This window comes from Afipia sp. GAS231 (assembly GCF_900103365.1).
Lineage (GTDB): Bacteria > Pseudomonadota > Alphaproteobacteria > Rhizobiales > Xanthobacteraceae > Bradyrhizobium.
Map to the genome: position 1 here is coordinate 2297298 of NZ_LT629703.1, position 12045 is coordinate 2309342.

The 12045-nt window shown below is 62.0% G+C and carries 8 protein-coding genes; 2 read left to right on the forward strand and 6 right to left on the reverse strand.

The features are described from left to right. Positions 1 to 9 precede the first annotated feature (9 nt). Positions 10 to 342 carry a nitrite reductase small subunit NirD gene (gene nirD, locus BLS26_RS10930; protein ID WP_092510931.1) on the reverse strand — a complete coding sequence of 111 codons (333 nt, stop codon included), beginning with the start codon at positions 340 to 342 and terminating at the stop codon, positions 10 to 12. Then, positions 339 to 2798, reverse strand: coding sequence for a nitrite reductase large subunit NirB (gene nirB / locus BLS26_RS10935; RefSeq protein WP_092510933.1), 2460 nt, complete (start codon positions 2796 to 2798; stop codon positions 339 to 341). Before nirB ends, nirD begins: the two co-directional genes overlap by 4 nt. Before the next feature lie 626 nt (positions 2799 to 3424). On the opposite strand from nirB, the gene BLS26_RS10940 reads away from it, so the two are divergent. Then, positions 3425 to 4684, forward strand: coding sequence for a NarK/NasA family nitrate transporter (locus BLS26_RS10940; RefSeq protein ID WP_092510935.1), 1260 nt, complete (start codon positions 3425 to 3427; stop codon positions 4682 to 4684). 34 nt (positions 4685 to 4718) lie between these two features. After that, positions 4719 to 6422 (forward strand): bifunctional protein-serine/threonine kinase/phosphatase, encoded by a 1704-nt coding sequence (locus BLS26_RS10945; protein ID WP_092510937.1) that lies wholly within the window; start codon positions 4719 to 4721, stop codon positions 6420 to 6422. A gap of 74 nt (positions 6423 to 6496) precedes the next feature. Here BLS26_RS10945 and BLS26_RS35650 read toward each other — a convergent pair whose 3' ends face one another. Genes BLS26_RS35650 through BLS26_RS10965 form a run of 4 tightly spaced genes read right to left on the reverse strand, consistent with a single transcriptional unit; the run spans position 6497 to position 11639 of the window. Beyond that, on the reverse strand, positions 6497 to 7618 hold the full coding sequence (locus BLS26_RS35650) for a hypothetical protein (RefSeq protein ID WP_157676404.1): 1122 nt from the start codon (positions 7616 to 7618) through the stop codon (positions 6497 to 6499). Between the two features lie 49 nt (positions 7619 to 7667). Continuing rightward, positions 7668 to 9356, reverse strand: a complete 1689-nt coding sequence (locus tag BLS26_RS10955) for a hypothetical protein (protein WP_157676405.1) — start codon at positions 9354 to 9356, stop codon at positions 7668 to 7670. Between the two features lie 11 nt (positions 9357 to 9367). After that, complete coding sequence (locus tag BLS26_RS37055; RefSeq protein ID WP_172804581.1) at positions 9368 to 10516, reverse strand: collagen-like protein; 1149 nt, start codon at positions 10514 to 10516, stop codon at positions 9368 to 9370. Between the two features lie 25 nt (positions 10517 to 10541). Further along, positions 10542 to 11639: a hypothetical protein gene (locus tag BLS26_RS10965; RefSeq protein ID WP_092510945.1), complete on the reverse strand. Its 1098-nt coding sequence runs from the start codon at positions 11637 to 11639 to the stop codon at positions 10542 to 10544. Positions 11640 to 12045 lie beyond the last annotated feature (406 nt).

Here is a 12045-nt window from a genome sequence, read left to right on the forward strand (position 1 = left end):
CGATCACCCTCAGTCGGCAGCAGCGGTCGCCGTCTGGACGTAAAGCCAGACGGTGTTGTTCTCCACCTTGGCCGGATGCGCGCGGGTACATCCCTCGTCGGGCGCAATCGCCACGCCGCTCTTGAGATCGATGACGAAATTGTGCAGCGGACAGGTGACGCGCTTGTTGTGCACGATGCCCTGCGACAGCGGCCCGCCCTTGTGCGGGCAGCGGTCGTCGAGCGCGAATACCTCGTCGTCGCCGGTGCGAAAAACCGCGATATTTCCAGCCGCCGTTCGCACGACGCGCGAGCCCAGCACGGGAATATCGTTCAACGATCCGATTTCAATCCAGTTTGTCATGCCAGCTCCAACTCAGCCATTGGCTTGAATTCATTGCTCTCGACGCCACGTCGGGCGCGCTCCGCCCAGGGATCGCTCTGCGAGAATTGCTGCGAATAGGCGAAGCGGCCGAACAGCGCCTTGCGGTTGGCCAGATCGTCGACCACCTGCTTGCGGATGGCATCGAGACCGACCCGGTCGCACCATTTGTACATGCGCTCCAGGTACCAGCCCTGCTCGCGATAGAGCTGGGTCAGGGCGCAGATGACTTCGAGCGTCTCCTCCTCGGTCGCGACCTTGCCCAAAAATTCGGTGCCCTTGATATGAAGGCCGGCGGCGCCGGCGAAATGGATCTCGAAGCCGGAATCGACGCAGATCACGCCGACATCCTTGCAGGTGGCTTCCGCGCAGTTGCGCGGACAGCCGGACACGCCGAGCTTGACCTTGGCCGGCGTCCACGAGCCCCACATGAACTTTTCGATCTTGATGCCGAGGCCGGTCGAATCCTGGGTGCCGAAGCGGCACCATTCCGAGCCGACGCAGGTTTTCACCGTGCGCAGGCCCTTGGCATAGGCGTGGCCGGACACCATGCCGGCATCGTTGAGGTCGGCCCAGACCGCGGGCAAATCCTCCTTCTTGACGCCGAGCAGATCGATGCGCTGCCCGCCGGTCACCTTGACGGTCGGAATCTTGAATTTGTCCGCGACATCCGCAATGGCGCGAAGCTCGTCCGGCGTGGTGACGCCGCCCCACATCCGCGGCACCACCGAATAGGTGCCGTCCTTCTGGATGTTGGCGTGAACCCGCTCGTTGATGTAGCGCGACTGTGCGTCGTCGCGATATTCGCCGGGCCATTGCGAGACCAGATAGTAGTTCAACGCCGGCCGGCACGAGTGACAGCCATTGGGCGTCTTCCAGTCCATGAACTTCATGACATCGGGAATCGTCTTCAATCCCTGCTCGACGATGACGCGGCGTGCGTCGTCGTGGCTGTGATCGGTGCAGGCGCAGATCGGCTTGACCTTCGGCGCCACGGAATAGTCGCCGCCGAGCGTAAAGGCGAGCACCTGCTCGACCAGCCCGGTGCAGGAGCCGCACGACGACGATGCCTTGGTGTGGGCGCGAACGTCATCGATCGTGAACAGCTTCTTTTCGCTGATCGCCTTGACGATCGTGCCCTTGCAGACGCCGTTGCATCCGCAGATTTCGGCCTCGTCGCTCATGGCGGCGACCGAGTTCTGGCCGCTATGGCCGCCGTCGCCGAGATTGGCCGAACCGAACACCAGCCGCTCGCGCATCTGCGAAACGTCGGTGCCGTCGCGCAAGTGCTGGAAATACCAGGGACCGTCGACCGTATCGCCATAGAGCACGGCGCCGACGATTTTCTTACCCTGGATGATGATGCGTTTGTAGACGCCGCGGGTCGCGTCCTGCAGGACGATCTCTTCCCTGTCCGGACCAGCCGCGAAATCGCCGGCCGAGAACAGATCGATCCCGGTCACCTTCAATTTGGTCGAGGTCACCGAGCCGTCATAGGTGGCAAAACCCTTCATGGCGAGGTGGTTGGCGCAAACCTTGGCCTGGTCGAACAGGGGCGCCACCAGGCCGTAGACCTGGCGGCGGTGCTGCACGCACTCACCGACCGCGTAGATGCGCCCGTCATAGGTCTGCATGGTGTCGGTGACGACGATGCCGCGCTCGCAATAGAGGCCGGCCTTGCGGGCGAGTTCGACGTTGGGGCGGATGCCGACGGCCATCACCACCAGGTCGGCTGGAATCTCCTCGCCATCGGCAAAGCGTACGCCGGTGACATGATCCTCGCCCAGAATGGCCTGCGTCTGCGCCGGCATCCTGAACACCATGCCGCGCTCTTCCAGCGACTTGCGCAGCATTCCGCCCGCCACCGGATCGAGCTGACGTTCCATCAGCGTGTCGAGCAGATGCACGACGGTGACGTTCATGCCGCGCTTCATCAGGCCGTTGGCGGCTTCGAGACCAAGCAAGCCGCCGCCGATCACGACGGCATGCTTGTGGCTGGTCGAGGCCTCGACCATGCGCTCGACGTCCTGAATATCGCGAAAGCCGATGACGCCTTTCAGGTCCTTGCCCGGTATGGGCAGTATGATCGGATTGGAGCCGGTGGCGATCAGCAGGCGATCATAGGGCACCCGCGCGCCATCCGCTGTGACGACTTCACAGGTGCGCCGGTCGATCATGACGATCATTTCGTTCTTGCGCAGCGTGATGCCGTTGTCGTCGTACCATTGCACGGTGTTGAGCATGATGTCGTCAACGGTCTTCTCGCCCGCCAGCACCGGCGACAGCAAGATCCGGTTGTAGTTGCCGTACGGCTCGGAACCGAAGACGGTGATGTCGTAAAGATCGGGCGCACGCTCCAGCAGCGTTTCCACGGTGCGGATTCCCGCCATGCCGTTGCCGATCACCACCAACTTCTGCTTGCTGACTTTCTCGAGCATGATCCGCCTTCTGACTTTGATCCGATGGGCGCCATTCGGCGACGCGGATGCGCGCCGTCGATTGGCAAGAAATTGTTAATGGTTGGGGAGTGCCCATCAGCGGGCGAGTAATCGTCGGCTATGACGATCGATGAATTCTACTATTCAAGAGACGTGCCACCGTCACAGCCGACGTTTTCGAGCGGCGCGAAGCCTGCCGCTCATCCGGGAATGCCCAAAATATCAGCCCGAAAGACTATCCCTTGCGCATAACGCGAGCGTTTATCCGCGGTTCGGCGGCCTTTTTGCCTATGGAATCGGCAACCCAGCGGCAGAACAGGTTTCGAAGGAACCCTTCGGACCGACGTTCAACGCCGCATAATAAAACACCATGCTGCACGTTCGAGTGGCTGCACTTGCCGACAAACGGAGCAATGGCCGTCTTCGCTCCAGATCATCCGCGCGTCACAAGGCACTGCGATTACTCGCGAAGTTGCGCGCGTGATTTTTTGGCACATGAATTGCTGACATCAAGCCCGGATGCATCTCAACGATGAGATGATCTCGCTTCCAAAATTTTATCCCTTTGTGCCGAGATCGCCGCGCATTTGCGCGCGTCATCCCGCGCCAATGCTCGAGGCTGCTTGATGAAGCTCGCTGAATTTAAGAAGGCCGGCCATTGGCCGACGCTGCTGGCTGCGTTTCTCTACTTCGACATCAGCTTCATGGCTTGGGTCGCGCTTGGTCCGTTGATCGTCTACATCGCGCGCGACATGAACCTTGCCGTCGATGAGAAATTCACGCTCGTCGCGATTCCGGTTCTGGCCGGCGCGCTGCTGCGGGTCCCGATGGGCATCTTCGCCGATCTGATCGGCGCCAAGCGGACCGGCATCATCGCCCAACTCGTCGTCATCGCGGCAACCGTATGGGTCTGGCGTTTCGGACTCCCGAGCAAGCTGGCGGTCGAGATCTTTGGTCTTGCACTCGGCATCGGCGGTGCCTCGTTCGCGGTGGCCTTGCCGCAGGCGAGCCGCTGGTATCCGCCGCAATATCAGGGCGTGGTGATGGGGATCGCCGGCGCCGGCAATATGGGCGTCGTGCTCGACACGCTGCTGGCACCATCGATCGCCGAGCATTACGGCTGGCAGACCGTGTTCGGCGTGCTGCTGATTCCGATGCTGCTGATTCTGGCCTACTACGCCTTTGCGGCCAAGGATGCGCCGGGAGAGCGCAAGCCGGTCTCGCTCAAGGCCTATGGCACCTTGTTCCGCGATCCCGACAGCCGCTGGTTCATGTTCTTCTACTTCATCACCTTCGGCGGCTTCGTCGGGCTCGCCAATGCGCTGCCGCTGTATTTCACCGTGCAGTATCACGTGTCCGGCGTGGCCGCGGGGATGCTGGTGGCCTTGATCGTTGCCTTCGGATCCGGTTTCCGGCCGGTCGGCGGACTGATCGCCGACCGGATCGGCGGCATCCGATCGTTGTCGATGCTGTTTGGCGTGGTCGTGGCGGCCTATGTCGTCATCGCCTTCATGCCAGAAGGGCCGACCGCATCGAGCCCCGGAGGCTGGGCGCTCACCGAAATGCCGCGCATCGCCTGGATATCGGTGCTGCTGTTCTCGATCGGCGTGCTCGCGCTGGGTATGGGCAACGGCGCGGTGTTCCAGCTCATTCCGCTTCGCTTCCGTCACGAGATCGGCATGATGACCGGCATGGTCGGTTGCGCCGGCGGCGTCGGCGGCTTCTTCCTTGCCAAGGCGCTTGGCATCGCCAAGGGAATGACCGGCGGGTTCGGCGCAGGTTTTCTGTTTTTTGGCGCGCTGGCGTTGCTTGGATTCCTCGGACTTGCCATGGTCAAGGTCCGCTGGCGCACCACCTGGGGCGCCGCGTCGGGAGCGCGGGTCTGACGGCACGCGCTCCATTCCTTGGGCGGTCTCGCGGGTGACGATAGGTTCGCAACGAAATCTCGGGGTTCGGGTCGGTTTCGTCAGCGAGACCGGCAAGCGATCCGGCAATGAGGATTATGTCGGGGTTTGCCTCGGCCAAACCGGTGCGGCCAACCGCGACATTGTCGCCGCCGTCGCCGACGGCGTCGGGGGCCACAAGGGCGGACGCGAAGCCGCCGAGCTCGCCATCCGCAGTTTCATCGACGCCTACTACTCGCTGCCGGAAACGCTGGGCGCGCGGCGCCGGGCTTCACGCTCGCTCGAAGCCGTCAACAACTGGATCTATACCCAGGGCCGTATCGACCCCTTGCTCAGCGGCATGAGTTGCGCCTTTTCGTCGATGATCCTGTCGCGGCGGCAATGCCACGTGATTCATATCGGCGATACCCGCGCCTACCGCCTGAGCGAAGGCCGCCTGGAACGGCTGACTAAGGATCACATCGCCGGACGCGGCGACCTCGCCCACCTCCTCAACCGCGCCATCGGCTTCGAGGATTTTGCGCGTTTCGATTATTCGACCGTCGGACTGCGGCAGCATGACAGGCTCCTGATCTGCAGCGACGGCGTCCATGGCGTGCTGCACGATCATCGCCTGCAGGCGCTGTTGAGCGAGCGCACTTCGCCGGAAGAATCCGCCCGCGCGCTGGTCGACGCGGCGCTGGACGCCGGCTCGAGCGACAACATGACCGCGCTGGTGCTCGATGTCGTCGACCTGCCGCCGGCCGACCGCGACGAACTCACCCATTCGATCGCGACGCTTCCGATCCTGGATTTGCCTCAAACGGAAGATGTCGTCGACGATTTCGTCCTCGGCGACATCCTATCGGATGGCCGCTACAGCCGGCTGTTCAAGGCGATCGACCGGCCGCAGGGACGCGACGTGGTGCTGAAATTTCCGCATCCGCGTGTCGCCAGCGAAGGTTCCTATCGCCTCGCCTTCGTCCGCGAGGCCTGGGTTGCGGCCCGCGTGCGCAGCCTGTGGATCGGAGAAATCATCGAACTGCCCGCCGAACGGCAGACACGGCTCTATTCGGTGATGCCGCTGTACGAAGGTGAGACGCTGGAGCAGCGGCTCAACCGCCCGCCGCAACTGTCGCTGGCTGAAGGCATCGGGATTGCGACCAAACTGGCGCGCGCGGTTGCGACGCTGCATCGGGCCGGCATCATCCATCGCGACATCAAGCCTGATAATGTGATCCTGTTGCAGGCCGGCGGGTTGCGGCTCGTCGACCTCGGTGTCGCGCGCGTGCCGCTGCTGGAGGATTTTCCGGCGCAGGACATTCCGGGCACCGCGAGCTACATGGCGCCCGAACTGTTCGGCGGCCGGCCCGGCGACGAATTCTCCGATCTCTATGCGCTCGGCGTCACCGTGTACCGGACGTTCACCGCCGCCTATCCCTACGGCGAGATCGAGCCGTTCTCGCGGCCCCGCTTCACCAAGCCGGCGCCACTCGCGCGCTATCGCCCCGACCTGCCGGCCTGGCTCGATGCCGTCATCGGCAAGGCGCTCAGCGTCGACCCGGCGCAACGTTTCGGCGACGTCATCGAGTTCTCGCATGAGCTGGAGAATGGCGCGATGTGGGCGAAGCCTGCCGCAACGGCCCGGCGGTCACTCTACGATCGCGATCCCCTGATATTCTGGAAAAGCCTGTCGGCCGGCCTGATCGTGCTGGTCATCCTGCTTCTGGCGTGGCGGTAGTGTGGGCGCCTTCGTGGCCGACTATATTTCTTGTCGAATCCGTCGATGGCCGATCGACAGTCTGTTGCCGGACTCTACTTGGTGGCCTCGATCTCAAGTACGGTGCCGAGCTTTCTGTCTCCAAACATTCCGGAGTCGGCGCTTCTTCCGGTAGGTCCATTTCCTCCGGCTTTTCCCTCAGCTCCGTTTGGACCTTGATATCCATTTGAGCCATCATCGTGGGTAAAAAGCGGAACATTGGAGCCCTTGCCGCCACGTCCTCCCTGTCCGGGCACACCGCGATTTCCGCCGATACCTAACTGACCTCCCAGACCTCCGAATCCGCCTGCGCCACCATCGACGTTGTATTTTGGCAGGCCCGGCGGTTCGCTTCCAACCTTCAAGCCAATTCGAATGGCACCCCCGTGACCGCCATCACCACCCCGACCGCCCTCGCCACCATTTCCGCCGTTGCCACCATCGCCACCCGCTCCACCGCTACCGCCATGGGAAGCTTCGTGACACCCTTTGCTGTCGCCGCCGTTTCCACCCTGACCGCCCGGTCCGCCGGCGCCGCCATCTTGACCACGGCCGCCGTCGCCACCTCTCCCGCCTTCGCCGCCGACGCTGTTGGTTTCGATCGTCACATCCTTGTCGAACGCGCCGGCAACCAGCCGGATGTTCGATCCGTTCATTCCCGCCAATCCGTCGGCGCCGACAACTCCGTTGCGCCCGTCGGCGCCGCGGCCACCTTTCTTGCCGTCACCACCGGGGCTGGAACCATGACCGAACGCCGAGCATTCGGCCCCGTCCTCTCCTTTCTCACCGGCGGCCCCGGCGATTCCGGAGGCCGCGGTCGAGGATTGCCAACGCTCCGGCGTCGGCGGAGCATCCTCGCCCTTCTTGCCGCGCGTACTCTCGATGAACACCGCTCCCGAAACGACGCCGGCGATCACGATGTCCAGACTGCTATCACTCGTCAGTTTCGATGAAGGCTCGAATCTGAGGTTCGGACAGATGACGGTAATGTACTTCGCTGGTTTTCGCAGGTCGGCATCATCGGGATGCACCAGGTTTACGACGCCACCGATCACGATCCTGTCGGCGCCGCCCTGCCGGCAATCGAACTGTGACGTCTTCACCTCGGACTTCCACACCACATCATCCGCCGACGCAGTGACGACGGACAGCATCAGCATGCCAACAACGTAGCGCAACGACGCCTCCCACGAAATTTTCCGAACAGTGATCTCGACTGGGAAAGAGTTACTCGATCGCCTCGTCCATGACCTTGCATCCCTTCATATCGGGGAAGCCGAATATCTCCTCGACCTGGAAGCCGGCCAGCAGCGGGAGCCGAATGAAATAGATGCTGCGGGCAGCGTTGTTCCTGAATTCGGTGAGATAATTGACGTCAACAACGCCATTGCTGACAACCTTGGAAACGTCGGTGGTCAGATACGCGACCGACACGAACGCCCGACCTTGGCCGGTCTTGCTCGGGTCCGCCTCCCAGGTGATCTGCCTCCGGACATCGAGCGGTAGCTTCTCCAAAGTTAGGCTCGGGGTGATGCGGTAAAGCTCCGCACCATTGATATCGATGTCGGGAAAGAAACGGATTTGCCCGGTCCAGTCGATGGCGACCATGGAAAGATAATCAATCGCCGAAGAAGATTGCGAGTTGATCCTGGCCTTTTGCGCATTCCCCAAGGGACAAGTCGCACGCAGCTTGCCGTTGAAGGCGACGTCGGTGAGAATGAGTCCGTCGATGGCATCGGGAACCGCGTCGTCGCATTTCCCCTGATCGCGGCAACCGACGTATTGCTTCAGCAGCGTGGTCTTCAACGCGGTAATCTTGTCGGTATAGACCCGGAAATATTTGTCCCACAATCCGTAGTTTGCGGTCTTGTAGCCATCGTACAGCGTAGCCTGCTCGTTGACGCGCAAGATCGCCTTGTAGATCCGTCCCAACACGTCATATCGCTTGGGATCGAACTTGTAGTCGGTCGGCTTGATTTGCGGATGAGCTACAAGGATGAACTTGTCGGGCGCGGCGTTCTTCGCGCTGAAATCCTGCGTCGCGTCCGACATCGCATCCATGATTTTCTTGAAATCGGTGAGGTTGGACAGATCCGCCGCCTTCAGCGTCTTGCCGAGCGTCGCGATGCCGAGACCTCCGGTCGCCTGAACCTCGTAGCTGATCTTGCCGAAGTTCGACGCCAGCTTGAGCGTGTCGGAGACGTCGGCGCTGACGCTGGCCTTGGCATTGGCGGTGATGCCCATGATCGACGCATTGGCACTGCCGGTGGAATCGAAGTGATACGAGATCAGCCGCTTCGAATCCTCGTTGAGATTGGTGATGTTGAAGGTGAGCCGCAATCCGGAACGCTTCGAAACGCCGCGAATGAAATGCGTGCCACATTGCGTGATGAAGTCCTGAACCTTGCCTGCCGCGATCAGGTCGGAAAACTTCTTGCGAAGTTTGAAATCGGAGATGTAGTCGCGGCCCTGGTCAGCGGTCGCCTCGATGATCAGCAGCAGGGTCTGTTTCTCGTTGTGAACGAATTGCTCCAGTTTGCCGTTCTGGTTCATGTCGCCCTTGGCGCCCAGCGCTTTGCCAAAGTCGAAACCCATCGACGCCGAGGTTGAGAAGCTGAAATTCGTCGTGCGTTCGAGGTCGTCGAGCGTCTTGACCATATAGACGTTCATGCTGCTGGAAACCGATCCGGGCGTATCGACCTTGACGTCGGCGACCTGGTCATAATCCATGCATCGTTGCAGCGGAGAAGAGGGAGACGTCACGGCAAGCGTATCGCCCAGGGCAAAGCCGGTTGAACTGTCGAACTGGATCGAAGACAGCCCGTCGAGTATCTGCGAGACACTCGGCGCCGCGAGGGATTGGCCAGTCGCGGCAACTAGCATGAAAGTGACCGCTGTCAGTATTCGTCGGCTCATGATGGCTGCTCCTAGAAATTCTTGTTGAAGTCGTCTTCGGACAGCGTGCCCCATTTGGTTCCGCCGAAGGTGCCGGCGTCGCCGGCGCGACCGCTAAGCCCATTTGGTCCCGGCTTGCCATCATGACCCGGGGCGCCGTACGCACCTTCGTATCCGTTGCTTCCGTCGTCTTTCGTGAAGAGCGGGAACTTGGAGCCTTTTCCACCTCGTCCCCAATGCCCTCCGGGTCCGCCTGCGCCACCAACGCCGAATTGGCCCCCAACGCCGCCAAATCCTCCTGCACCACCGTCGACATTGTATTTGGGCAAGCCCGGCGGCTCGCTTCCAACCTTCAGGCCAACGCGAATGTCGCCGCCGTGACCGCCGTTGCCGCCCTGGCCGCCCTGCCCGCCATTTCCGCCGTTGCCGCCATCGCCGCCGGAACCGCCCGAACCGCCGCGTGAAGCGTCATGACAACCTTTGCTGTCGCCGCCTTCTCCACCGCCGCCACCCGGACCTCCCGCCCCGCCATCTTGACCGCGTCCGCCAAGGCCGCCCCTTCCTCCTTCACCGCCGACGCTGTTGGTTTCGATCGTGACGTCCTTGTCGAACGCGCCGGCAATCAGCCGGATGTTCGAGCCATTCAGTCCGGTCAAACCATCGGCCCCGACGTCGCCGTTCTTGCCGTCTGTTCCTCTTCCACCCTTGGCGCCGTCGCCCCCCGGGCTGGAGCCATGTCCGAACTTCCAGCAATCTTCCCCGTCATCTCCGTTGCCTCCGCCTCCGCCTCCACCACCCGAAGAGGCCACCGATTGCTGCCACCGGTCCGGCGTCTGCGGAGCATCCGCGCCCGATTTTCCTCTGGTGCTTTCGATGAAGACCGGCCCGGCGACGACCTTTTCGATCTTGATGTCGAGGCTGCTATCGCTCGTCAGCTTCGACGACGGTTCAAACTTGAGATTGGGACAGATGATGGTGATGTATTTGGCAGGCTTGCGCAGGTCCGCATCGTCGGGATGCACCAGGTTCACGACACCCGAAATCACGATCCGATCGGCGCTGGGCCGGCAGTCGAAACTGCCAAAGGTTTTTGTAGAATTCCAGACGATGTCCGCCGCAAACGCGTCCGCCGGAGCGAGCGCCAGCAACAACAGCGAAGCCGAACCAATGTTGCGATACATCCTTGTTCTCCATTCTTGATGACAGCTATTTTGCGACTGACGCATCTGCCTCTCCCCACATTCCGATTCGGCCGTCAGCACCCGGCAATCCTGCGCTCGCGGCTTGACCATCCGATCCATCGTTGCCCGTACGGCCGTCTTCGCCGGCGCTGCGAAGCAGAAACGCAAGTCCGCCACGGCCGGCGCGGCCGCCTGCTCCGCCCTTGCCGATTTCGCCGGCGACGTTCGGGCTGCCGCCGCGGCCGCCTTTTCCTCCGAGATTGTCCATCGCCAGAAATCTTTTGGGCGGAGCCACATCGGTACGCACCAAGACCGTAATCGTGCCGCCGCGACCGCCACGGCCGCCATTGCCACCGTTTCCTCCCCGGCCGGCATTGCCGCCGTGGCCGCCGTCACCACCGTCGCCGCCATTGTCGGCAGAACGGCACGGCAGAGGTGGACGTGCGTTGGCGCCGCCTCCGCCGTCGCCGCCTCGCCCGCCGTTTTGGCCGCGCCCGCCATTTTCGCCGTTCAAACCGTCCGAACCCCGACTTGTGATTTTTACTTTGGTATCGGCGCGAAACCCACCGATGGAGAGCGTGACAGCATAGCCCTGAATTCCGTTGCTGCCGGCGACGCCGTCACGCCCGGGCAAACCATGGTCGCCATCCTCGCCCCGCGCACCGTTCATCTTTTCCGCGTCCGACGCTTTGGTGAAAGCCGAGGTGCAGATGTTGGTACCGCGCAGATTCTTTCCGGCGTTTCCCTTGTCACCGCCATCGGCGTCGGCGGCAACCGACTTCGCGATGATCACCTGCGTCGGCGGGGGCGGTGCGTTCGCAACGATTTCGACGGGACCTTCGAGACGCACGAGCGCCTTCATCGAGAAGTCTGCAGCAACCGTGAGCCTGGCGCCGGCTTCGAAGCGAATGATCCCGCACGTGATCTGAATCGACTTGTCTGCGCGAGGCGCAAGACTGATGTCGCCGGTGACGATGATCCCGTCGAAGCCCTTCTTGTCGCAATCCAGCGCGTCGAATTTCTGGTTGGAACTCAGGAAGAGAAAATCTGCGGCCGTTGCGGGGCTGACCGACAGTGCAGTCGCTGCAACAAAGGCGAGTTCAATGACCTTGCGGGCGCGCACTACCTTTGCTCCATATGCCACTCACACGCGCTCGCCGGCGGATTGGTCAGACACACGTTGCAACTGTCCGCTGGCCCGTCCGAAGCGGAACAGACCCCCCACACAAGCGCCGGAGACGTGGTCACTACCCTCGAATTCGGATCGTGGAGAATGTCGGTGGCCGGAGCGCAGACATAGCGGCGAGAACAGGCGACATTGACCTGCATGAAACTATCGTCCGGATACCAGGTGCCGGTTTCGGCTACGGCGGAATGAAAATTCGCAATCGATGCAAGGACAGCCAGCAAGACTCTCACCTTGCGAACTGTTGGCCCGGAGCGTTGAACCGAACTCTGCATCTGCAACCTTCGCGTAAAATGTTTTCCGGGTCGTCGTAACCGCAGTCGCGTCGAGGTCGACCTCCACG